Here is a 24,133-nt window from a genome sequence, read left to right as displayed (position 1 = left end):
TTCAGTGACCAAGGGCAGCATAAGCTCGTTCGTCATTAACAGCCTATCTATTACTGATATAGAGTGTTACTTCAAAACCTAAACGCATTTCTTCAAAATCGGGTTTAATCCACATATATTTCTCCTGAGTAATTAACATTGTGATTGTCACTTGGACTTCTCTACTATATTTATTTGTCAGGCTCGAAAACATCCTACTTTAGATGGAAACTGCTCCGCCATCATAATGAAATAACCACTGGGCTCGACTTAGCACTGCAGCCACTTGCCGTTTTTCGCTGTTTGTTGGCGTATTTATTTATCACGCACAAGGCAGGATCTTCAATGGTTACGACGCATTCAAAACAACCGATACACTCACCGTAATTAATTGCCCCCGTTTGTTTGATAGCGTCGATACCACACTTTTTATTGCGGCATAACTGACAAGGCGAACCACATTCAACGCGTCTGGGGATCCATTTTAGCAATGGAAAAGCCCCAATTATCGCCAAACCCGCGCCAAGCGGGCACAGATAACGACAATAAAATTTATGAATTTTCAAACTTAGACCTAACAACACCAAGGCATAAAGCACAAACGGCCAGTAGCGATCAAAAAGTAACGTCACCGAGGTCTTAAAGGGTTCAATTTCTGCTAATTGCTCCGCTAAGGTTAATGAATAAAACGCACTGGCCACCAGCCCAATTAATAACAAATACTTAATTTTTTGCGCCCGATTATGATGCGCTGGTTTAATTCTAATTTGCTTAATTTTAAATTTAGCCGCGACCATCGCAATCAGCTCTTGCATGGCGCCAAAGGGACATAACCAACCACAGAACAAGCCACGCCCCCAAAGAAACAGGCTAACAAAAACCACCAGCCACAAAATAAAAATGATTGGATCAAGTAAAAACACTTCAAGATTAAAACCCTGTTTTAGCGACAGTAACAAGGTATATATGTTGACTACGGACAGCTGGCCTTGCGCATAAACGCCAATAAAACCGACCACAAAGAGCAATGAAAATAACCGTAATTTAGCCATCACCAACGCATTAGTGGCCCAGCGACTCGGCTTAATAAATAAGGCTAAAACCAGCAACAAATACGCCGCCACAATCACTATTTCTAGTTGGCGGCCTAGCCAAATCCGTTGCCATAATGGTTGAGGCTCTGTTGATTGTTCAATAACAGCGAGTTCGAATAGCTGGTCAGGCAGGCTTTGTTGCAGATTAAACCAATGCTGTTTTTGAGATAAGAAGGACTGGCTATAACGGATGCCCAGCGAAAGATCTATCGTTTGACTTAACTCAAAGCCCGATTGAGATTTAATCCGAAATATTTTAATTTGCTCAAATTGTGACAAATCTAGCGCAAATGAGGGGTCGTAATAGCTATAGAAATCGATATCACGCAAGTCGACCGGAAAATCACCCTGAGCGACTTTTAAGCGCGATGGCACGGTTTGCGGTACAAACTCATCGTCGATAAAAGAGTAGCTGCCCCGATTAAAAAACATCAGTGCATGCTCGCCTGGTTTTAAGTCGCTAAGCAGGCGCTGGTATTCATCGTCACCGAGTAAATTTCGCCCGACTATCGGAATATTAACAAAGGCCAGATACATATCGACAAAGGGTAAATCGTCGGCCAAATCGTCGAGCACTAACTCGAGCTCAGGGCGCTGTTGCAACGCCGCCTCTTTGCTTAACTGCCAGTGCGAAATATAGCCCTGACTAACCAACTGCGCTAAATCGAGTGGCTCAAAAAAATCTTGTTTAATAGCCCTGCTGGCGCTGGCTGTAAAACCGTCTAACATTACGCGGGCCACTTTCAAGGCCGAGCTAATAATGGTGTCATTAAGAACAAATACCGACACTGTCGCCTTGGTGACTCCGTCAAAATAGGTACTGTCATTTGAGTCTTTGCTGCGCGCGCCAATCACAAAACGCTCTTTGATCGAGTGCCCCTGATATTGCTTAATAAAGCGGATCATCGGCTGTTCACCCAGCCCATGTAAGAAGATTGGTTCGTGATGGTTCAATACTTTTAAATTGATCAAAATACCTTGGGGATCAAGTGCAATCAGCACATTGATTGTTTGACCGGAAAAACCAATAAAATGGGTGAAATCATCTGACTCGAACACATAACCCAATAACTCACTCAATTGATAAACTGGGGTTACTGCAAGTTTCGCATCAAGGCTGCCAACACGAGTGGCGCTGGGAAATAATTGTTTAATATCACTAGGGATTGGCGTCGCATCTTCATGAGCTGACAATGAATAGCTACCAGTAAATAGTAAAAAAATGATTAGAAAGCGTTTCAATATCATAGGAATATCGCTTTTGACTAAGCTGAATTTTGAATGGGTTTAGTTATCATCAACAGCAGTTTTACGACACGACAGTCGTATTGAAGCCCCTTACTTAAAAGGCCCCTACTTTCATGTTGAACATGCAAAAGGCCAGCCTATAAATTAGGCAGGCCTTCACAAGCAGGTGTTAATAACGATTTACATTGGTAATTTAAACGTCCAAACCATGCCGCCCTGATTAAAGTTCTTGATCCGTTTAGCTACTTCGCCGCCCCAAAGTGGTACTGCGCCGCCCCAGCCCGATAGCACTGACACATATTGCTCGCCGCCCATTTCCCACGTAATTGGCGTGCCGACGATGCCGGAACCGGTATTAAACTTGTATTTAATGTCACCAGTTTTAGCGTCAAAGGCCATTAGATAACCTTCAGGATTCCCCATAAAGACCAAGTTGCCAGCCGTTGTTAAGACGCCACCCCACAGAGGTGCATAGTTTTTATAGCGCCAAACTTCGTCACCTGTTTTAGGATCGATCGCCCGTAATACGCCAATATAATCGTCATGATTAGCCTTAATAGTGAAACCAGCTCCTAAATAGGCAGCCCCTTTCTTATACGCCGTTGGCTCGTTCCAGATTGACATTTGCCATTCATTTGACGGCACGTAAAAGAGCTCGGTATCTTTACTGTACGCCATTGGCATCCAGTTTTTACCACCTAAGAATGATGGTATTGCAACTACGGTGTTGCCTTGTTTACCATCGGCAGTTTCAGCAGGGTTGCCAGGACGAACAGCGTCATCATAAATAGGACGGCCTTTGCTGTCTAACCCTTTAGCCCAAGTGATCTTATCGACAAACGGGAAGCCACGAATAAAGGCACCATCTTCACGATTTAAGACATAGAAGAAACCATTACGATCGGCCGTTGCTGCCGCTTTAACTGTTTTGCCATCAACTTTGTAGTCAAATGGTATGAGTTCATTAACGCCATCATAATCCCAACCATCGTGTGGTGTAGTCTGGAAGTGCCACACTATTTTACCGTTGTCTGGATTGATTGCTAAGCGAGATGATGAGAAATAGTTATCACCTGGGCGTAGATGTGAGTTCCAGGGTGCAGGGTTACCCGTACCAAAAAACAACAGGTCAACATCGCTATCATAAGTACCGCCTAACCAAGGCGCTGCTCCGCCTGATTTCCATAAATCACCGGGCCAAGTTTTACCCGGCGCGCCGCCTGAAATTCCGGCTTCAATTTTCTTGCCATTTTCCCAAACGTAACCCATGTGGCCTTCAACGGTTGGACGTTCCCACGCGATCTTGCCGGTTTTAGCATCATAAGCTCTTACTTTACCGACAATCCCGAATTCGCCACCAGAGATGCCCGTAATAACCTTGCCTTTAACTACAATTGGCGCGGCAGTAATTGAGTAACCCGCTTTGTAGTCTTCTACTTTCTTTTTCCACACCACTTTGCCGGTGTCTTTATTCAACGCAATAAGCTTGGCATCGAGCGTACCGAAAATAACCAAATTATCATATAAGGCAACGCCACGGTTTATCACGTCACAACATGGCATGATGCCATCTGGCAGGCGAGCGTCGTATTGCCACAGTTCGTCACCGGTTAGGGCGTCAATTGCATAGACTCGCGAATAAGAACCCGTAATAAACATCACGCCATCTTTAATTAATGGCTGAGACTCTTGGCCTCGTTGTTTTTCACCACCTAAAGAGAATCCCCAAACTGGTCGCAACCCTTCAATCGTCTCGGTATTAATTAACGTAAGCGGACTATATCGCTGAGCTTTTAAACCCATACCGTAAGACACAACGTCTTGGGTCGTTGCCTGATCATTTAAGATATCTTCGTTGGTGACACTCGCACTCGCTGTTGCTGAGAATGCTAATGCCACAGCGGCTGATACCGTAATTAATTTATTTTTACCTGCTCTTTTCATTTGTTTTTCCTCGCCGGCTTACATTGTAAAATAATGGTATTGACGTCTGTGCGCCCGTTACCTTGGATTAAACTTTGCTCATTAGGGCCTTCAATTAAAAATACGTTGATCATTTCATTCACCTAAATTTGGGTTAATGATCACCAAGCGAGGCCAACTTTCTCTTGGTTCACTAGTTTAGTGCACAATTTAGGATGATTAATATTCAACCACGGGATGGAATATCATCATCAATTAGTATGAAAAACGTCCAGCAAGGCATGAAAATTACCAAGCTTATTGTGGATCGTAATATTGTGATTTTTGATAGTAAGTATGATGGCGCTTAAAAATAGCCGCCATTTCACCGTTACTTACCATTTCAGTAACGACATCACCAACGGCATAGCCTAATTGTCGATATTCATCTCGAACCGCCATGCCAATGTCCCATTGCTGACGTCCGAGCATTGGAAAGGCATTGCTCGCCAATTTAAATTGATCGCCTAATGGCTGTTGAAAATGTGTTATTTGACTGCGCAAGCCCATTGCCGCATCAACCTTGCTGGTGACCATGGCATCAACCGCCGCTTTAGTGCTCGCAAAATGCTTAGCTCGTTCGCGCAACCGGCCAGCAAAAGCAGTGCTAAGATAAAAATCGGGCACGCTGTCTATTTCAACGCCAATATCATGATATTGGAACATTGCCATTGTCGTGACATCATCGATTTTTTTGCTATTAAAGATTATTTGCCATGACTCAGTATGGTAAGGGCCGAACATATGCACGCGATCATGTACTAGTTCGCCAATATCATCGCGCAGTTGCGAATATTTTCGATCGTATGGCACTCTTAACATCAGATCTGCCACCGTTCTATTTAAGAAGTGACCTTTCCATAGGTTGTTTCTTAAATCACCTTCGACATTTTCATCGGCGCTGACCCAGTGCAGTCGTAATTTAACCCCAAGTTTATTGGCAATTGTGGTTGCGACATCAATATCGATACCGCTTGCGATGCCATTTTCATTGGTCGAAAAGGGTAAAAAATCACGATAAACGGCCACCACAATCTCTTGGCTTTCGATGATGTCGTCAAAAGATCTCGCCGTAGCCTGATGGCTCAGCAAGAGCCAACAGAGCAGTGTTAGGGCAACTAAGGGGTGTTTTTTTAATCGCAACATTATTGTTCGACACTAACAGATTCAAGCCATGTTCTAATTGACCATAGTGCTTCTTGGCTCAAATAATCAGCCATTTTTGGCATATAAACCGCGCCATTACGCACTGCTCCATTTTGTACGCGATACACAAACCACTCATCACCATCAAAATCGGTTGCTAAGGTCCGCAAATCAGGCGCAATGCCGCCCGATATACCTTCAAGACCATGACAACGTGCGCAGTTTTGGTTATAGGCGGAGGCACCAATTCTAATAATTTCTTTGCGTGTATCACCAACTTGTTCACGATAAGGATTACGCTCTTCCCATTCTTCGCCAAGTTGCGGAATACTTGAGGTATCCGAAGCTTGAGGAGTAACATCACCATGAGCCAAAGCACCAAAAGTGGTGAGCATTGCCCCAAATAACACGCCATAATTTAACTTATAGTTTTTCATCAATTACTCACTTTTTTATTATGGACCTGAGCCTAGGCCGTTTTTTTGACTGATTTCATTGTATAGATTAAATCGTGCTAGCCGAATGAGACTTTAGCTCCAACGTTGTCATTCTTTAGTAGGAATTTTCGTCACCACCCAAGACTAAAGCCATAAAATACAGTAAGTTAACAAAATGGCCGATTATTGATTAGTTTGGTTTAATAGTCATGACACCGTATGCTTGGCCCTAATAAACGATATTTGGAAGTGTAAATGTTTAATTATCTTAGGAAGTTTATTCGCCGGTTAACACTGGCCATACCGTTAATGCTAAGCCTTAACGGTATGGCTCAGGCGACCAATATTGCTATTCATTACGTTCATCAACAGCCTCCTGTTCGAGCGCTACTTTCAACGCTGGTAAAACCTGCTCAAGACAGTGGCCTAGCGGGTGTGCGCCTCGCAATAAAAGATGCCAACACCACCGGCAGGTTTATTAATCAGCATTTTGAGTTAACTCAGTTTGACAGTGCTGATTCGAAGCTAGTTATTGAAAATATCATTAGTCAATATCAGCTAGGCAACCAGCTATTTGTGGTTGACGTTGATACTGTCACTTTAATCGCGATTAATAACTGGGCCCAAGACAAGCCCGTGCTCATTTTTAATATTGCCAACGCTGCCGATCAACTGCGAACCGGACAATGTGCTAGCTCAATGCTCCATACCATTCCTAGTGACGCGATGAGAGCAGATGCGCTAGCGCAATGGTTGCTATATCGCCGTTTTACTAAGGTGCTAATTGTGCAGGGACAATATCCAGAAGATACTGCGTTGGTCGATGCATTCACTCGCTCAGCCAAACGCTTGGGCATCAAGATTATTGACCACAAAATTTGGGCATTTGATTCTGATTTACGCCGCAGTGCCAGCCAAGAAATGCCGTTATTTACTCAAACTTCAAGTGATTACGATGTGGTTTTTGTGGCCGATCGCGCTAAAGATTTTGCCCAATACCTGCCGTTTAATACCTATTTGCCACGTCCGGTGATTGGCTCGGCCGGATTAGAACCATTAGCGTGGCACTGGTCAATCGAGCAATGGGGCGCGGCTCAATTACAAAATCGCTTTCAGCGGTTGGCCAGTATTGCGCAAGCGGCGCAAGATTCGGCCAAACAAACTGAGGCGAAACAAGCTGCCCCGCTCACGGCTAACCGTATTATCGATTATTTACGCAGCGACCAGCTGCACTTAGCCGCCTACCTTGGTCGAAAACTAAGCTTTAGGCAGTGGAACGGTCAGCTGCGCATGCCGATAGCGCTGGTTCACCCCGCGGCATTAATATCACAATCACCACAACCTGGATTTCTCCATCCAAAAAACGAACTAGATACGCTGGGCTTTGATCAAGTGGGATCTGGATGCTCTATCAACCAAGGATAACTGATGACATTTAAACTGAGAAAATCAAACCTAATTGCCGGTAGCGTGCTTGCGGCAACACTAACTTGTAGCTCTGCCGGACTCGCGGCGAGCGAACTGGCTTATGTCACTAACGAGAAAGACAATAACATCTCAGTTATTGATCTAGACACGTTAGAAGTAATAGATAGCATTGACGTTGGACAACGGCCACGCGACATTATTTTTAATGCCGATCGCAGCCTCGCTTATATCTGCGCCAGCGAATCTGATACGGTCCAAATCCTCGATTTAAAAACGCACCAAATCATCGGTGAATTACCCTCAGGTGAAGATCCGGAAACTATCGCCTTGCACCCCAACGGTAAAATTATCTATACCGCCAACGAAGACGATGCCCAGCTCACCATTATTGATATTGAAAAAGGGACGGTAATTTCTCAAGTCGATGTCGGTGTTGAACCCGAGGGCCTTGCGGTTAGCCCCGACGGAAAAATTGTGGTCGTTACCTCCGAAACCACTAACATGGTGCACTGGATAAATACCGAGGACAATAGCATCTTTGCCAATACGCTGGTCGATGCCAGACCACGCTCGGTAATTTTCAGTCCCGATGGTAAACAGCTGTGGGTTAGCTCAGAAATTGGCAGCACAGTGGCGCAAATAGATGTCGCGACCCATAAAATTGTCAAGACCTTCCAATTTAAAATTCGCGGCGTGCACCGAGACAGAGTGCAGCCAGTTGGCATTATATTTAATGAGGATGCCAGCAAACTGTATGTTGCGCTAGGGCCTGCCAATCACATTGCAGTGATAGACACAGACGAAATGGCCATCAGTGATTACTTTCTCGTGGGTCGACGGGTATGGCAACTGGCATTTAATCACGACTATTCTCGCCTGTTAACCACCAACGGCGTCAGTGGCGATGTTTCTGTTCTTGATATAAAACGCAATAAAGTATTGAAATCTATCAAGGTTGGCCGCTATCCTTGGGGCATTGCAATTTTGGAAAAATCAGAGACATAACGTGATTAAAGTTCAAGATTTAAGCTTTCTGTATGGCAACAAAAAAGCATTAGACCGGCTTAACTTTGAGTTAGCGGCCGGTTTTAATGTGTTGCTTGGCCCTAATGGCGCGGGCAAAAGCACCCTAATTTCATTGCTAACCAGTTTGTATCGACCGTCGAGTGGCCAGATATTAATTAATGGCCATCCGCTTAACAGCGGGTTAGCTGGCGCGACAGCAAATGCAATGAAAGTATTTGGCGTGGTCTTTCAACAGTCGACCTTAGATCTTGATTTAAGCGTTAAACAAAACTTGGTTTATCACGGCGCGCTTCATGGCATTAGCGCAAAAAAAACCTTGGCCAATGCCAAACAAATGTTAGAAAAACTCGAGCTCAACGATCGGCTTAACGACAAGGTACGAGCGCTCAATGGCGGGCATCGTCGCCGAGTCGAAATTGTGCGGGCGCTGATCCACCAGCCGAAAATATTATTGTTAGACGAAGCCAGTGTTGGGCTCGACCCTGCCAGTCGTAGCCTGCTTATTAGCCACATCAGAGCCATTGCGTTATCTGATAAGGTCTGTGTGCTGTGGGCAACCCATTTATTTGATGAGATTAACGATGATGACCAGGTGCTGATTTTAAATCAGGGCCAATTGCAAATAAGCGGCCAAGTCGCAGCGCTGTGTCACGAGCATCAGGTAACCAGTCTTAGTCAATTATTTAATCAGCTTGCCGCTAGCGGAGTTAATGATGCCTTTTAACGCCTATCTGATCTGCTTTAGTGGTATTTTACAGCGCGAATTATTGCGTTTTTGTCAGCAACGTACCCGATTATTAAGCGCGTTAATAAGGCCATTATTGTGGTTAGTCGTTTTTGCTGCGGGATTTAGGGCAGCATTGGGGGTCGCTATTATGGAGCCCTATGGCACTTATATTACCTATCAAACCTATATCACGCCCGGGCTGTGCTGCATGATCATCTTGTTTAATGGCATGCAAAGTTCGTTGTCTATGGTTTATGATCGCGAGATGGGCAGCATGAAGGTTTTATTAATGAGCCCTATTCCGCGCTGGTTTTTGCTCATGTCAAAATTGATGGCAACGGCAATCTTGTCGTTAATTCAGGTGGTGATCTTTTTATTGCTCGCCAAATTCGTTGAAGTTGACATTGAACCACTGGGATATTTAAGCGCAATTCCGGCGATTTTTTTTATCGCATTATTTCTCGGGGCACTGGGATTAATGTTGTCGAACCTGATTAAACAACTGGAGAATTTTGCTGGGGTAATGAACTTTGTAATATTCCCGCTGTTTTTTCTGTCAAGCGCACTCTACCCATTATGGAAAATGCAGGAAGCGAGTTTATGGTTATACTGGCTTTGTCAGTACAACCCTTTCACTTTTTGTGTTGAGTTGTTACGTTTTGCGCTGTACCAACAGGTAAATTTCGACGCGTTACTGTGGTTAACCCCCACTGCAACCTTGGTCATTATTATTGCATTGTTAAGCTTTAGCCCACTTAAAGGGGCTAAATTAAAACGTGGTAATTAGCTAAGGCTATCGCTTCATTTTTGGATCTGGCCAAACTCAATGGTCGCTGCTATTAACGCATCGACCAACGCTGGCTCACTAGCAGCATGCCCTGCTAACGGTACAATATTTAAGTTAACGATATTTAAGTTGGCAATATTTAAGTTGGCCTGCGGCCACCGCTGCGATAACAGCCATGATTGCTCGACAGGGCAAACCAGATCATAACGGCCGTGGATTAATTGTGTCGGAATGTCGCCAATAGGCTCAAGGTTATCTAGTAACGGCTGATCAGCAATAAAGCAGTGATTTAATGAATAATGAAGTTGAATTATTGCCGGGGCTATCGAGCTGTTTTCAGCACTAATCCCAGTACCAGTACCAGTAACAGAACCCGCGCTATAGTGATAATCCCTTAACATCACGATGCTTGACTCCCAATATTGCAACTGGCTAAAAACATCCGCACTAAGCTTGGCATTATCACCAGTGAGCTGACGATAAAGGCACTGCAATGGCGCCGCCTGCTCTGCTAATGGCAGCGGTTTAACTAACTGCTGCCACGCTTCAGGAAATAATTTAGCCGCGCCATTGGCGGTATATACCCAGTCAATGTCTTGCGGTCGCCCCAAAAAGACCCCGCGCAATATCATGCTGGTCACGCGGCTTGGGTAATGCTGAGCATAATACAGACCAAGCGTTGCGCCCCACGAACCACCAAACAGCATCCAGCTGTTTATATCGAGCTGCTGACGAATTTGCTCCATATCGAGGATCAGCGCTTGAATTGTATTATTGGCTAATTCGCCAGATGGGCGTGAACGCCCGCAGCCACGTTGGTCAAACAAAATTATGTGATAAATTTCAGGATCAAAATAACACCGATGCTGCGCGCGACATCCAGAACCCGGCCCGCCGTGCAAAAACACCACCGGAATACCCGATGGATTGCCACATTGCTCAACGTATATTTGATGAATGCCATCGGGGTTTAGTGAGTCGGCAAGCATATGCTCCGAAAAAAAAGGCTCAATATCAGGGTAAAGTTCATGCATTTCGCTATCCATTATCGTTGGCTAAGTTGTACTAAAGTGTTGCCATTAGAACAGCAAGTCGCCGTAAACCCATCGCTACTTCGGCGGACTTCCTGATGCCAATGGCATCAGGGTTCTACCTTCGTTCGGGGCTCTGGAGCAGCATCTCGGCAATTGCTCCTCGGTAACCGCTCCTGCGTTACTCTAATTACGCCCGTCCATGGCCTAAATGCATTGCTCTAATATATTACATCCTTGTAATAACATGCTGCTCAAGCTTGCTTTATCAAATACCAACCCTTTTAATTAATTACGAGCATAGCGATTATCATTTTGACTCAGGTATCTCGCTATTTATAACAACTTACTTAGCCGACACTGCCAGCAAGTAAGTTGGGGTATTTAGCCATTAGGTTTGCCTGCCATTCAAGCTCTTGCGCACCAGACTCATCTCTAGGGCGTGGTAAGTCAACAACGGCTTGGTGAATAATGGTGCTTGGGGAGTTGCTGATAAAAATAATCCGATCTGCCAGATAAATTGCTTCACGTAAATCATGAGTCACAAAAATAACCGTGGTATTGCGCTGCTGGCACAGTTCTATTAATAATAACCTTAACCGGGTCGCCGTGGGTAAATCTAGCGAGTTAAAAGGCTCATCTAACAGCAACAATTCAGGATTAATAGCGAACGCTCGAGCAATGCTAACGCGCCGCTGCATGCCGCCTGATAACTGGTGAGGATAATAATCACCAGTGCCTGCTAGCCCGACTTGCTGTAATAGCGTATCAATTTGGCAAACTTGGGGGGAATTTAATACCAGCTGTAAATTTTCCCGCACCGTTAACCAAGGCATTAACCGTGGCTGCTGAAAAATATAACTGACATGGTGTTCGTTCGCGCCATTAACGGCTTTACCATTACAAAAAATTTGCTGATTTTGACACGATTCTAGCCCGCTAATCATATTAAGCAGCGTTGTTTTGCCACAACCAGAAGGACCGATAATTGCAACAAATTCGCCCGGGGCGACGTTAAACTCTAACTGTTTTAGTACCATTGCTGGGCTGTTCGGGTAGTATTTATCGTTAATCGCAACGTTCAGTTCAATCATTACCGGAGCCCCTCGCAATTAGGCGATCTAGCGGCCGGAACAATAACGCTTCGACTAAAAATATAATCACAATAAAAGCCAAGGTATAAGCGAGGATCCCTGCAATATCAAAAAACTGGAATAGCGTATTTAACGCAAAACCTACACCGTCGCTGCGACCAAGTAATTCAACCACTAAAACGATTTTCCAAATGAGCGACAAACCAGCGCGCCCTGAGGCCATAATAAAGGGATAAAGCTGCGGTAAAAACACTTTAAAAAAGGTTTTACTGGCCGACAATTTATAAATTTTAGCCACCGCTAATAAATCTTTATCGACCACTCTGGCGCCTTCTCTTATCATCACCACCACGGTCGGAATTTTATTAATAACCACCGCGGTAATTGCCGCAGCTTCCACCAAGCCAAACCAGATGTAGCAAAGTAAAATGGTCACTAACGCAGGTATATTAAGCGCAATAATTAACAGCGAGTCGGTCAGTTTATTCACCCATTGATGGGTACCCATGATGATCCCAATCATGACCCCAAGTATCATTGAAATGATAAAGCTTATTAATACCCGCCCTAAGGTAATGCTAAGGTTAGCGACCATCTCGCCTTCACTTAAGTGATAGTTCAGTGACTCGACCACTAAAATGAAAGAAGGCAGATCAGGACTGGCAACAAACCAAGCAGTGGTTTGCCATACAAGTATTAAAACCAGCATCACTAAAGTTCGAATCAATACGGCTGACGAACCGATGTAAGAAAAAGTCGCTTGTGGTTGCTTTTTGAGGCTTTGATCTTGCGCTAGTGCCTGCTGGTTTAGCTGATCTTTGGGCCTAAACAAGCTTTTTGACAAAAAGGCCCTCACTCAATTAAAACCGCGTGTCTTACTTTATCATCTTGCCAGAATGTGCCCTCGCTTAAGTTTTTTGCTTTTCCGACCAACGAATTGCCAGCTTGTTGCGCTAATATTTCAAACACTTTTTTACTGGCAGCAACCTCTTTTGAGCCAAATTGGCGTAGTACCCCTGCGCGGTAATCATTTTTTAAGTTTTCAAACACCTCAGAATTTTCAGCTTTGGTTAAAGCGCGGATCCGTTGCCATTCTGAATCTGATGAATAAAGCAGTTGCTTAGCTTCAAGCGAGGCGAGTAAAAAGCCGGTGATTTGGTCTGAGTGTTGATCTGCCCAATCTTGGTCAAAAATCCAACCCAGCAAGGGAATGTTACTGTCGATGCCGAGCTCGGTTAGCATTTGAGGCACGCTCACTAATAGCTCATAGCCAGACGCTTTTAATCGTGCTCCGTAGTGCCAAAAATTAATGGCGGCGGCTAAATCGCCACGCAACATTAGCCGGTTTAATAATGGCGGCGTAGCAAACGTTGGCTCAGTTTCATTCTTAATATCAAAGCCGTATTTCTTTTGGCTATAGGCTTGCAGTAACAGCCAATTTTTATCAACCGCGCCACCAGCAATGCCAACTTTTAACTGTTTAAGCGCAGGCAATGAGTCAATCTTGCTATCGCGAGCTATATAAAGTCCGCCAGTGGCAATTGAAGTGGGAAAAATCGTGTAATTTTTTTGATTAAAGCGTTGGCGAGTCACCCACAACCAATCACCAAGAATAATATCAACGGCCTGACTTTGTAAGGCGACTGAAGAGGCGTTTTTATTGCCGACTCTCATTACTTTCAGATTGAAGTTATATTTTTTATCTAATTGGTGATGCTTTATTACATCAACTTCCCAGTTAACGGTGCCATATTGTAAGACACCAATATTAACTTCAGGCAATGAGTTGGCCAGTATTGAACCTTGAGGAGAGGCATTAGCAATAAATGGTATAAATAGAATTAATACTAACGTTATTAATTGTTTAATCATGTTTTCATAACTCCTAACTGACCAAAATATTACTTTTGTTGCCGTTTATTCGAATATTTATACTAGGGTATTGCCCTCAACACTGCTATGCGACTATGTGATGAACATTTTATCCAACTATATGATGAGAAATAAGCTGGTGTTATTATTTACCCGGCGTATCAGTTATTGCATTGCGGCACTAACTATAAAATAGTGAAACTGATAAAACCTTGTGTTAAGCGAGTATGTTTTTGTGAGTAAGCTTTTAGCGAGTGGCAAATAAGTTGAGTTACTAATATTGTTAGCTAACATTTGTTAAGCTATATTATATTGCTAACTTAGTTAGCCTGACCTCAGAGGTAATTATCGTTAATTACGACCAATTAATCGAAAGTTGGAATAAAACCCTAACGGTTGTAGCAAAGCTGGCCAATGTGCCAGTTGCTTTAGTCATGAAAGTTGATCAAGATAACATTAAGGTTTTTAGTAAGAATCCCGTTCAAGCCAACCCTTACCCGCTTGGTGAGTCTGAATACCTTGATGGCTCAGGTCTATATTGCGAGCATGTCATTAAGACAGAGTCGACGCTTAATATTGCCAATGCCCTATTAAGCCCGGAATGGGACAATAATCCCGATTTAAAGCTCAATATGGTGGCTTATTTAGGCATGCCAATCATGGGCGTTGATAACAGCCCTTTTGGTACGGTGTGTATCCTCGATACGAAACAACACCAATTTTCTCAAACCACTATTGAGTTGCTTGAAACGATTAAACTCAGTTTTGAAATTCAAATAAAACAACTGCATCAACAAACTCTCGCACAAAAACAACAAGCTCAAGAAGAACAAGCGCACCTTATTCGAGGCATATCACACCAAATTAATACCCCGTTAGGTGTTAGCATAACCACCGCTAGTGTCATAGCATCAACCATAGATAATATTTGTCATAAAATGGATACGCAGCAACTCGATAAACCGACCTTGTCCAGCGAGCTCACTAATATAAAACAAAGTATCGAGTTATTAAGCAAGAACCTAAATATTACCGCCAAAAGAGTGAGCACCCTACAAGATTTACTGGCCAGTGAGCACCTAGCACCACTTAATATGTATCCACTAAACCAGTTAATCGAACGTTTTTTCCAAGGCTATCATGGCGAATTTCATCGCCGCCAAATTCAATACAAAATCAGCCCTGCTAACATTACCGCTGAAGTATTCACGGTGCCAATATTACTACAGCAGGTGCTCGACATTCTCTGTCGAAATGCACTTGAACATGGTTTAAGCGACGTAATACACCCCAAAATTGAGATTGCAGTTACCGATCATCAACAACATATTAAGTTACACTTTTTCGATAATGGCCAGGGCATTAATAAAGAGCAAAACCGCCACTTATTTACGCCTTTTTACACTAAAAATAAAGCAACTGACTTTGCCGGTCTGGGCCTAAGTGTCGCAAAACGCATTCTAACCCAGCAGTTACACGGTGACATTCAATTACAGCAAACTGATGTTGGCGCCCATTTTGTGATTAGTTTACCCAAGTTAGCAATGTAAGATTGAAACAGTCTCTCGATGAGTAATTGATTACTAACTAAGAAGTCCAATTAATAAGCTAGATTTCTTGGCGATTGGCCTATCCACACTTGATTGCCTTTTATATAGCCTCATGTTTTAATAGCCAAAAATAATGGATTATAGTTATCATCATGACGCAAGACTCACTCAGCCCTAGCTCGCTATATAGCGCCTTTGATGTGTTTCCTGCCCCTAAGGGCGCGGCAACACATATCAAGCATATGGCCAGCACGTTATTTAATGATACTGGCAGCGGCTGTTTATATACCTTAGGCGGCGAAGGATTAAGTAATTACCAACGACAAGATTCGATGGAGCTTATTCGCTTTAATCAAAAAGTACCGAATTTATTGCAACGTGCTATTGCCTATGGTGACCAATTATCCACTGTTTTAGAACAACGCAGCGCTTCACTAAAGATTTGTCACTTTAGAGATCCCTGGGGCGGATTACCGATTTTAAGCCACCGCGCTAGCACCAATGCTAATTACAAAACTGTTTATGAAGTAAATGCCCTGCCATCAATTGAGCTGCCCTATGCATTTCCGCATATTTCGCCCTCAACCTTAGCCAAAATTGCGGCGCAAGAGATGTTGTGCCTAGAGCATTGTGACACCATTATTACGCCGTCGCATGCCACAGCTAACATGTTGGTTAACAAAGGCATTGCCCGCGAAAAAATAACCGTGGTGGTCAACGGCGCTGACATTAACCAGCCGCAACCCAAACCTATTGAAGCCCCAGCGCAGTACCTGATTTATTTTGGCGCTATTCAGCAATGGCAAGGCATTGAAGATTTGCTGCGTGCTTTTTCGTTATTAGCTGATTTTGAGCAGCTTAAACTGGTGATGTGTGTTTCAAAACACAATCGAATTGCAAAAAAATATAGAAAAATGGCCGACAAGTTAGGCATTAGCGATCGGATCATTTGGAATTTCGGCTTAACGCAAGAGCAACTGGTGCCATGGGTTCAACATGCGACTATTTCTTTAGCGCCGTTAACAGATTGCTCACGCAATAGAGAGCAAGGCTGTTGCCCGTTAAAAATTCTAGAATCAATGGCGGCCGCCGTGCCTGTCGTTGCCAGTGACTTGCCGGTAGTGCGAGAATTAATCGCCGACAATGTGCATGGCAAGTTAGTGCGCGCTGATCGCCACCATGAATTTTCCTTGGCGGTACGCTGCTTACTTGAAGAACCTGAAGTTGCAGTAGAAATGGGTCGTAAGGGCCAGCAGCATTTAGCTGAAAATTTTACTTGGCAACAATCATGTCAGACCTTGTCTGGGGTATACCAAAAGCTGTTAACCGAGCAGGTTGCTGTGACAAGTTAAGTAAACGCAACTCAAGTAGACCAACTGTAATCAGATCAAAGTTAAGCCAATATTTATTGAAAAGGACAACAAATGAATATATTCGAACCGCGTAAACTCTATAATAATTTAAGCCAAGAACAACAGCAGTTTATTAAAGACAAGGGCTGCTGCGACTCGATGTCAGCCCATAAATGGATCCGATTTTTAGAGCCTATTTGCCGCTATGATCAGCTTTGTGACACCATTGCTCATACGGTTGGTAAATGGTTAGCATTTTCTCTGGTAGCGTTAATCATCAGTGTCTTTATAGGAGTTATGTTTGAAACTATTCTGATCCCAGCAATTGCACTCGTACCCTTGGTAATTCTTGGACTTATCTATCGCTCAGTCCAGAAAAAGGATGTCAATGATAACCTACGCAAGACGGTGTACCCGTTAATTAATGTGTTGTCGTTAGAAATTGGTAATCGGCAAAAAATCACCCTCAAACTTAATTTTGATAAAGAACTGGTCAAACAGGCAATCGTTAAGTTGCCACAGTCCAAACCCAAAACTATTTTTTATAGTTTCAACATTATCGAAGCAAGCACGGTTTTTAAAGATGGCACCAAATTCACTTGGAAAGTCAACGATGTGATCCGTAAACGCACGCGGCAAAACCCGCGAGGAAAGACCAAAACAAAGTATAAATTAAAACGTAAATCGCTGATTAATTTAAACTTTGACACCAAGGTTTATCAATTGAGCAAGGCTAATTTAAAACTTAAAAAAGAGCTGGGTAAACTAACCCAATCTGCGGATAAAATTTGCTACAAACAAACTATAAAACAATCATATGACGGTACAACCGGTGAACTCAATACCAAAGAAATGTTAAGTACAATGCGGGTTCCATATCAACACCTGACGCAAGGAGCGGCAACATGAGTGACAATACAGACAACAATATGACGAGCCCAGCTTGTGATGCCAAACGCGGTTTTTTTACCCTTTATGACTGCGGCAAACCAAGCCAAGCACAATGTTCAAGCTGCGAGCGGCAGTTATGTTTTGAACACTTCCCTCAAAAACTGAGTCGTTGTCTTGAGTGTGAAGCCCAAGCGCTGACACCTGCGTCGGCAAGCGAACATCAGTCGTCAGCAGAGCCGGCATCTGAAACTCACCTTGATCTGATCAAGGCTTATCAACAACGCGATCAGTTGTTAACAGAGCACAAAGGCAGCGCCATTTATCTTGGTACAAATCTAGGTCAGTACTATCAAGCGTATGATTTGCGCAGTTTTGATATTGAGCTGAGCAATATCTCCGATTTGGCGGATTCGCCAGATGAAGTGTTTTTCGATTCTTAGGACTGACAATGACCATATTGTGGATCACCGAAAATTACTACCCCAACCAAGGTGGCATGGCGCAATCTTGCGACAGAATAGTCAGTGGCTTACGGGCTAATAACATTGCGGTTGATGTTATTCACTTAGTAAAAAAGTCTCGCCGGCGCACCAAGGGAAATTCCGTGATCGGTCATGATTATAGTTGGGAGTTAAGCGACCAACCAAGCCATGGCCTGAACATGCTGTGGAATTGGCTAGAGCAACAAACAACGCAATATAGCAAAGTAGTCGCTTTTGGTAGTCATTACGCGTTAATTGCCGCTAGAAATTATTCAAGTTGGCTCGATATTCCCTTAGTGACTATGGTGCGTGGCAATGATTTTGATACCGCGATCTTTGACAGTCGCCGCCGACCTTTAATTGCGGATGTTTATACTAACTCACAGCAAGTCATTTGCGTGAGCCAAGATAAAGTACGCAAGATAGCACGACTGTTTCCCGAAGTTAACGTCAGTTGGATTGCAAATGGCATAGATCTGTCATTGTGGCGACCAATGAAATCATATAATAATCGCCGTGACCAAATTCGAGCTCAATTTCCAGCAAACCGCCGCGTGCTTGGCATGATCGGCGATTTAAAAGCGAAAAAGGGTGGCAAGTTTTTATTAGAAAACCTCGAAATTTCTGGCTTGAGTGAACAGTTTCATCTGTTATTAGTGGGAAATCTCGATGACGCTATCACTGAGCATCTTAACCACAGCGACTCAAAAATAAGTTATACCCATGTGCCATTTTTGGAACGCCATCAACTGATACCTTATTACCTAAGTTGTGATTGCTTAGCCATCCCCTCTTTTTATGATGGTATGCCGAACGTATTACTTGAAGGTGGTGGTTTAGGTCGACCTATTTTAGCGGCTAATACTGGCGGCATGAAAGATATTTTAAGCCATGGTCAAGACGCGCTACTGTTTGAACCGGGTGACCCTCACCAGCTAAGGCAGTGTTTATATCAACTGGCCCAGATGTCACCCGAGTCGCTTGAACAGCTTGGCTCAAACTGCCAAACCATGATCAGTGAGCAATACACGGTTGAACGTGAAAGCCGATCCTATCAATTGGCGTTAGCTGAACAGGCTAACCTAGAACTAGAACTAGAACTAGAACTAGAACTAGAACTCGTTGCTGGTCAATGACCTTATCGGTGATGAGTTATAGCAACCAAGCGCCCAATTTTGCAGCGGCTAAAGTCGCCTATTATGCAATGGGCGCTGGTTTAGGGCATCTGTCACGCGCACTTAAAATTTGTGATAAATTAGCGATTGAGTCGGCCACTATTATCACTGGCAGTCACTTTTTAACCGAGCCAACGAGCCACTATGCACCACTGGCTAACGCAATGTCCGCGCACCAACTCATTAATCCGCCTAAATCCTTTAAAAATAAAGCTGAGCAATTACACTGGCTCATTACCCTGCTTGGCTTACATCAGATTGAGTATTTAATTATCGATTGTTTTCCGGTTGGTATTGCGGGAGAACTTAATGGCTTAACCCAAGAGTTATCACAACAGCTACCACAGCTTAAATTAGTTAATATTGCGCGTTTAATTAAGTGGCCTAATTATAATGATTTCATTGAGCTAGATAATAAGTTTGATATTACCTATGTAGTTGAGCCGTTAACGCCAGAGCATCACACCTACCTTGTTAATCATTCACTTACTATCAAACAATTATCGCTAAGCAGCGCCTACGTTGCAGGGGCCGTTAACCAGCAATTAGCTAAAGAGATACCAGCACATTATTGCGCGGTGATTCATTCGGGAAAATCACAAGAAATTGAACTGTTGGTTCAGTACGCTAGTGACAGGCTACGGCTAAAATCAATTGATTTGCCAATCCTATTAATTGCGCCCAAGTTGCCCCAGTCCTTAGCGACTAAAGACAATCTATTACATATCAATGTTTACCCTGCGATTGATTATCTCACTAGAGCAAAAATTATTGTTAGCGCTGGCGGTTTTAACATCCTAAACGAAACATCAAAGCTTGATATTGAGCACTGGATATTGCCGTTTGATCGGCGTTTTGATGATCAATATTTACGGGCAGCGCGCTATCGGCGATTCAAAACAGCGGATAGCGCTAGTTAGTTCGTTATGACTTGTACGCCAGCTTAAGCTAATAATAATTAGCCAGCAGGGGTAAATTGGCACTGCCTATCGATTGCGCTTTACCACCGATAACACCGCTAATGATGTTGATAGGTGAAAGGCCTCGTAAATCGGACTCGTTGACCATTTGCTTAGTGCGCTCTACGATCTTTTGACGTACTGACTCGGGGATCGCGCCATCAATAATCACCGCCTCGAAGTCGAAAATAGCGCAAGAGCATATGGTGGCGTAAGCCAAACCTTGGGCGACATTATCTATCCATAACGCTAGCACTTCACCTAAATCGCCCCAAGACTGATAATCGCCACTAATGACGTCAGTATTATGACCAGCGTCAGCCAGCATTTTTTCTAATATGTGAATCGATGATTTCATGATCAATTGCTGCGATTTAAGCGTGCCGTCTGTAGCAATTGAAGGCAAAGGTAGCGAGCCAATTGCACCCGCGTTGCCCTTTTTCCCAGCCAGTAATTGGCCATTAATCACCAGACCTCCACCAATGAATGTTCCGATAAATATATACAGAAAATCACTAACTCCGGTCGGATTACCAAAACTAAGTTCTGCGGAGCATGCCGCAGTATCATCGTTGCAAACGTAAACGGGCAAATCACTTATTTGGCCGATTTCCTCGATAAAATCAAATTCTTTCCACTGACCTAGCACCGCTGAAGGCGCGCCAGATTCTTCGGCCCAATGCCAGATTTCATTCGGTGTCGCAATGCCAATGCCTTTGATCTTGGCGCTTAGTTCATTCGGTAAACTAAGCGTCAGCGCTGAAATCCCTTTTTCGATAAAAACAACGAGATCATCAACTTTAGGATAGGCAAAATTTTCATGCAAACTTGCTCTCACATTGCCTAAGAAATCTATTAGGGTCATTTCAAAACTACGACGCCCTATTGTTAAACCTATGCCAAAGGCGCCATCGGGATTCAACGCAAACGGCACTAGCGGTTGACCAACTCGCCCTCGTTGTGGCTCTTTTCTAATCACCAGTTGTTCAGCTTCGAGGCTCTTGATAATCACCGTGGCAGCTTGGGCAGATAACCCTGTAATTTTCGATATTTCTGATTTAGGCGCTTCGCCGACCGCTCTAATTACCGACATAATTTTGCGTTCGTTATACGCACGCAAGCCTGATTGACTTCGGCCCTCTTTCATTTTGGCTAAGGATGCTTGGGCTGGACTTTTCACTGTAAAGTTATTATCAATGTTCATTTTTACCTAGCAATTATTGGGGAGAGACAACTTGTTGATTTTCACCGACAAGTAACATTGGCAACAAAATATCACATAACTCACAACAAAAAATGATCTTGGGTAATGAAATCAATAAATAAATTTAATTGATTTATTGACAGCGGTCGACGGGTTGTTTAAATTATCCGCGAATATAACAATGATAATTAGAGAGAAATGATGAAAAACACACCACTAATCTCAAAGGGAATGCTGTTACCTTTTGTTTTGCTCACCCTTTGTTTCGCTGCTTGGGGCACGGCAGCTAATATGACTGACCCACTGGTAAAGGTCTTTAGTAAAATATTTACCATGACTAATTTACAATCGTCGCTGGTTCAATTTTGTTACTACGGCGCCTATTTTTGCTTAGCTTTACCAGCAGCGTTTATTAATAAACGCTTTTCTTATAAAACGGGTGTGTTAACTGGTCTAGGCTTTGCCGCCGCTGGTGCGTTTTTGTTTTACCCTGCGAGTCAATCAATGACTTTCGGTTATTTCCTCGGCGCATTGTTCGTGCTGGCCGCCGGCTTATCAATTTTAGAAACATCGGCCAATCCTTATGTCATGGCAATGGGCCCAAATAACAACGCTGCAAGACGCCTAAATTTAGCGCAAGCATTTAATCCCGTTGGCACTAACATCGGGGTATTTTTGGCAGCAACGTTAATCTTACCCAACCTTAATGCGGCATCAGCGCAAGAGCGTTTGGCAATGACGCAAGAGCAATTAAGTGCGATACAAACCGCTGAACTTGATGCTGTAATGACCCCTTATGTTGGAATGGCCTGTGTATTGGTGTTGATTTGGTTCGCGATAGCATGGACCAAAACGCCGGTTGAAACCACATCGTCTACGCCTGATCGTAAAGTCAATTTTAGAGCGACCATCAAACGTTTAGCCAGTAACAAGCATTACCGTTTTGGGGTTATCGCACAATTTTTCAATGTTGCGGCGCAAACCTGTGTTTGGACTTTTACCATTCAATACGTAATGGAAGCGATGTCGACTGATGAAGTCGCAGGTGGTCAAGTATTACAATACAGCATGATTACCTTCTTGATTTCGCGCTTTGCCATGACTTGGTTGATGGGCTTTATGCGGGCATCTAAATTACTTGCTGCAATGAGCACAACCGCAATACTGTTATGTACTTATGCTGCACTGGTACCTGATGTTTCGGGTGTCTGGGCATTAGTTGCTGTTTCTGCATGTTTATCATTAATGTTTCCTACTATTTACGCCATTTCATTACATGGCTTAGGTGAAGACACTAAATTTGGTGCTGCTGGCTTAGTAATGGCAATCTTAGGTGGCGCATTAATGCCAATGCTGCAGGGAGCAATTATTGACAATTACGGTACTGCGATTTCATATATTGTACCGGCGCTGTGTTTTGCTGTCGTAGGTGCCTATGCAATGCTCGATTTGAGATCTTTCGATCGCCAGAGTCAATTTGCTAGTGCTTAACCGTTTATACTCGCAACATGCCGTTACGTTATCGTAATGGCATGTATTTAATAATAAACAAAACATTACACATACCCCTCTGTTAACCATTTCGTATTCGAATGCCTCTTCTCAAATTACATAGCTGCCTAGCATCTTTAAAAGCGCCAACGGCCAATACACACTTTGCAATGTCTAATATTTAAACCTTAATCCGAAATAGATGATTGGCAATGGCTTAGTCATTCTGGCTGTGGTTACGAGCAGTATCCAACACTAAACCGATCCGTTCGTTGCTGCGAGCTAGATCTCGCAACGACTACGTCGTCGACGATTAATCTTACCTTTTGTACTACGCTTGCGACGGTGGCCCATCGACTTGCTAATTTTTATAGCGCACAAACGAAAAAAGCCCCAGCATTTCTGCTGGGGCGTTATTCTAAATAAGTGATTGGCAATGGCTGATCACGCTAGCCATCAACCCATTAATCCTGTTGCACTGACTTCGTCAGCGACGGCACGCTTTAAAGTCCGTGGCATCAACTAAGCTGGGGAGACCCCACACTTCCGCTGTACCAACAACACACACCATAACTCTATTGCACTGACTTCGTGAGCGACAGGCGCTGTCTCGGCGCTAAATCGTTTCACTACTGAGCTCGGAATGGGCGATAACTTGAGCCCCTTGGTCCCGCGGGCCAAGGAAAGTCAAGCTATCTAGATGGTGCCGATTCGCTATGGTTGCTTCGAGGCGACTTCGTCGTCGACATGCCGACATGGATGTCGGTAGTAGAGCATTGCATTAGCCCAAGGATGGGCGTAATTAGGGTAATGCAGGAGCAATTACCAAGATGCACGAATGCCACGAACACAGGATGTGTTAGAGCGGTGGCTAAGTCGCTCTTTCCGTGGCTTCGACTTTGTTTTAGCGCTAAACCGATCCGTTCGTGGCTGCGAGCTAACTCTCGCAACGACTACGTCGTCGACGATTAATCTTATCAATTGTACTCCGCTAGCGACGCACGCCCGCTAGCATTCTTTATAGGCTTAAAACGAAAAAAGCCCCAGTCTTTCGACTGGGGCTTCATTCTAAATATGAGTCTGGCAATGGCTTAGTCGCTCTTTCCGTGGCTTCGACTTTATTTTATACCAATTCCGTTAATTTTGTGATCTAATGCGGCTTATGTAAAGGGAGCGTATATGACTCAAACTATTTCAC

21 protein-coding genes are annotated in these 24,133 nt (G+C 43.7%); 11 read left to right on the top strand and 10 right to left on the bottom strand.

The window, feature by feature from the left end:
- Positions 1-43: 43 nt before the first annotated feature.
- The 5 genes from pqqA to pedF form a co-directional block, all read right to left on the bottom strand.
- On the bottom strand, positions 44-115 hold the full coding sequence (gene pqqA / locus HRU23_18885) for a pyrroloquinoline quinone precursor peptide PqqA (GenBank protein ID NRA56212.1): 72 nt from the start codon (positions 113-115) through the stop codon (positions 44-46).
- A 106-nt stretch (positions 116-221) separates the two neighbouring features.
- The gene (locus HRU23_18880) at positions 222-2,321 is read right to left on the bottom strand and encodes a 4Fe-4S binding protein (protein ID NRA56211.1); all 2,100 of its coding nucleotides are present in this window, start codon (positions 2,319-2,321) and stop codon (positions 222-224) included.
- 180 nt (positions 2,322-2,501) lie between these two features.
- Positions 2,502-4,265, bottom strand: a complete 1,764-nt coding sequence (locus tag HRU23_18875) for a PQQ-dependent methanol/ethanol family dehydrogenase (GenBank protein NRA56210.1) — start codon at positions 4,263-4,265, stop codon at positions 2,502-2,504.
- Between the two features lie 276 nt (positions 4,266-4,541).
- Positions 4,542-5,429: a transporter substrate-binding domain-containing protein gene (locus tag HRU23_18870; protein NRA56209.1), complete on the bottom strand. Its 888-nt coding sequence runs from the start codon at positions 5,427-5,429 to the stop codon at positions 4,542-4,544.
- Positions 5,429-5,866: a cytochrome c-550 PedF gene (gene pedF, locus HRU23_18865; protein ID NRA56208.1), complete on the bottom strand. Its 438-nt coding sequence runs from the start codon at positions 5,864-5,866 to the stop codon at positions 5,429-5,431. Before pedF ends, HRU23_18870 begins: the two co-directional genes overlap by 1 nt.
- 255 nt (positions 5,867-6,121) lie before the next feature.
- On the opposite strand from pedF, the gene HRU23_18860 reads away from it, so the two are divergent.
- From HRU23_18860 to HRU23_18845, 4 genes are read left to right on the top strand one after another with little or no spacing between them, the layout of a single operon-like run.
- Positions 6,122-7,291: an ABC transporter substrate-binding protein gene (locus tag HRU23_18860; protein NRA56207.1), complete on the top strand. Its 1,170-nt coding sequence runs from the start codon at positions 6,122-6,124 to the stop codon at positions 7,289-7,291.
- Positions 7,292-7,294: 3 nt separating this feature from the next.
- Positions 7,295-8,299 carry a PQQ-dependent catabolism-associated beta-propeller protein gene (locus HRU23_18855; GenBank protein NRA56206.1) on the top strand — a complete coding sequence of 335 codons (1,005 nt, stop codon included), beginning with the start codon at positions 7,295-7,297 and terminating at the stop codon, positions 8,297-8,299.
- Positions 8,271-9,044: an ATP-binding cassette domain-containing protein gene (locus HRU23_18850; GenBank protein NRA56205.1), complete on the top strand. Its 774-nt coding sequence runs from the start codon at positions 8,271-8,273 to the stop codon at positions 9,042-9,044. Before HRU23_18855 ends, HRU23_18850 begins: the two co-directional genes overlap by 29 nt.
- Positions 9,034-9,834, top strand: coding sequence for an ABC transporter permease (locus tag HRU23_18845; protein ID NRA56204.1), 801 nt, complete (start codon positions 9,034-9,036; stop codon positions 9,832-9,834). The genes HRU23_18850 and HRU23_18845 overlap by 11 nt, the downstream gene beginning before the upstream one ends.
- Positions 9,835-9,848: 14 nt before the next feature.
- Here HRU23_18845 and pip read toward each other — a convergent pair whose 3' ends face one another.
- The 4 genes from pip to HRU23_18825 form a co-directional block, all read right to left on the bottom strand.
- The gene (gene pip, locus HRU23_18840; protein NRA56203.1) at positions 9,849-10,868 is read right to left on the bottom strand and encodes a prolyl aminopeptidase; all 1,020 of its coding nucleotides are present in this window, start codon (positions 10,866-10,868) and stop codon (positions 9,849-9,851) included.
- 347 nt (positions 10,869-11,215) lie between these two features.
- Positions 11,216-11,959: an ABC transporter ATP-binding protein gene (locus tag HRU23_18835; GenBank protein ID NRA56202.1), complete on the bottom strand. Its 744-nt coding sequence runs from the start codon at positions 11,957-11,959 to the stop codon at positions 11,216-11,218.
- Positions 11,952-12,668, bottom strand: coding sequence for an ABC transporter permease subunit (locus HRU23_18830; protein ID NRA56201.1), 717 nt, complete (start codon positions 12,666-12,668; stop codon positions 11,952-11,954). The genes HRU23_18835 and HRU23_18830 overlap by 8 nt, the downstream gene beginning before the upstream one ends.
- Positions 12,669-12,811: 143 nt before the next feature.
- Positions 12,812-13,831 (bottom strand): ABC transporter substrate-binding protein, encoded by a 1,020-nt coding sequence (locus HRU23_18825; GenBank protein ID NRA56200.1) that lies wholly within the window; start codon positions 13,829-13,831, stop codon positions 12,812-12,814.
- A 434-nt stretch (positions 13,832-14,265) separates the two neighbouring features.
- Between HRU23_18825 and HRU23_18820 the strand changes: the two genes are divergently transcribed.
- The 6 genes from HRU23_18820 to HRU23_18795 all read left to right on the top strand — a co-directional run bounded on the left by HRU23_18820 (position 14,266) and on the right by HRU23_18795 (position 20,201).
- Positions 14,266-15,381, top strand: a complete 1,116-nt coding sequence (locus HRU23_18820) for a GAF domain-containing sensor histidine kinase (protein ID NRA56199.1) — start codon at positions 14,266-14,268, stop codon at positions 15,379-15,381.
- 152 nt (positions 15,382-15,533) lie between these two features.
- Complete coding sequence (locus tag HRU23_18815; GenBank protein ID NRA56198.1) at positions 15,534-16,733, top strand: glycosyltransferase family 4 protein; 1,200 nt, start codon at positions 15,534-15,536, stop codon at positions 16,731-16,733.
- Between the two features lie 72 nt (positions 16,734-16,805).
- Positions 16,806-17,642 carry a hypothetical protein gene (locus tag HRU23_18810; protein ID NRA56197.1) on the top strand — a complete coding sequence of 279 codons (837 nt, stop codon included), beginning with the start codon at positions 16,806-16,808 and terminating at the stop codon, positions 17,640-17,642.
- Positions 17,639-18,064, top strand: coding sequence for a hypothetical protein (locus HRU23_18805; protein NRA56196.1), 426 nt, complete (start codon positions 17,639-17,641; stop codon positions 18,062-18,064). Before HRU23_18810 ends, HRU23_18805 begins: the two co-directional genes overlap by 4 nt.
- 8 nt (positions 18,065-18,072) lie before the next feature.
- Positions 18,073-19,242 carry a glycosyltransferase family 4 protein gene (locus HRU23_18800; GenBank protein NRA56195.1) on the top strand — a complete coding sequence of 390 codons (1,170 nt, stop codon included), beginning with the start codon at positions 18,073-18,075 and terminating at the stop codon, positions 19,240-19,242.
- Between the two features lie 11 nt (positions 19,243-19,253).
- Positions 19,254-20,201 (top strand): hypothetical protein, encoded by a 948-nt coding sequence (locus HRU23_18795; GenBank protein NRA56194.1) that lies wholly within the window; start codon positions 19,254-19,256, stop codon positions 20,199-20,201.
- A gap of 28 nt (positions 20,202-20,229) precedes the next feature.
- Here HRU23_18795 and HRU23_18790 read toward each other — a convergent pair whose 3' ends face one another.
- Entirely contained in the window at positions 20,230-21,444 is a 1,215-nt protein-coding gene (locus HRU23_18790; protein ID NRA56193.1) for an ROK family transcriptional regulator, read from the bottom strand.
- Positions 21,445-21,642: 198 nt separating this feature from the next.
- On the opposite strand from HRU23_18790, the gene fucP reads away from it, so the two are divergent.
- Positions 21,643-22,935, top strand: coding sequence for an L-fucose:H+ symporter permease (fucP, locus tag HRU23_18785; GenBank protein NRA56192.1), 1,293 nt, complete (start codon positions 21,643-21,645; stop codon positions 22,933-22,935).
- Positions 22,936-24,133 lie beyond the last annotated feature (1,198 nt).

The sequence above is a fragment of the Gammaproteobacteria bacterium genome (assembly GCA_013214945.1).
Classification (GTDB): domain Bacteria; phylum Pseudomonadota; class Gammaproteobacteria; order Enterobacterales; family Psychrobiaceae; genus Psychrobium.
The sequence above is the reverse complement of the archived record's forward strand: the minus strand, read 5'-3'. Positions and strand labels throughout refer to the sequence as shown.